General features: G+C 68.3%; 1 pseudogene. It reads right to left on the reverse strand.

Annotation, left to right across the window (positions count from 1 at the left end):
* Nucleotides 1-99: 99 nt before the first annotated feature.
* Nucleotides 100-409 (reverse strand): annotated as a pseudogene (locus tag CQ14_RS46270) (transposase); the annotation flags it as partial.
* Between the last annotated feature and the right edge of the window lie 127 nt (nucleotides 410-536).

Raw genomic sequence — 536 nt, forward strand, 5'->3', positions numbered from 1 at the left:
TGGCCCCACGGTTCGGCGGCTGGGCAGGCCGAGGCCATGGCGATCTTGATACGGCGAACGGAGACGCGCACCAGCGCGCCAATCTTGAGGAGCTTGANNGGCGGATGGTGCCGCAGGTGGCGTCGGCGAAGACGGTGTCGGCCAGGCCGATACGCCGCAGGGCACAGATCAACACATAGGCCATCGAGGCGAACCACAGCCGCAGTTGGTTGGCGCGCATGGTCTGAGCCGACGTGCGGTCGGCGTAGAGATCGAGTTGGCACTCCTTGATGCGGTTCTCCATCTCGCCGCGGGCGCAGTAGATGTCCTCGTAAAGGGCGCGGGCGCCGGCCTCGGCCCGCTTGAGCGAGGTCACGACAAAGCGCGGGTTGGCCTCGCCCTGCGTCCACTCCGCCTTGGCGACGACGCGNACGCCTTCGGCTCCAGGTGTCGAGCGTGCTCCACTGGAAGTCCTTGAAGCGGCGCGCCGGGCGGCCGGTCTTCTTGGCCGCGGCTCTCGCCGCGGCAAGCTCCTCTTCGATCATGGCGACCAGGCG

Source organism: Bradyrhizobium lablabi (genome assembly GCF_001440475.1).
Classification (GTDB): Bacteria; Pseudomonadota; Alphaproteobacteria; order Rhizobiales; family Xanthobacteraceae; genus Bradyrhizobium; species Bradyrhizobium lablabi.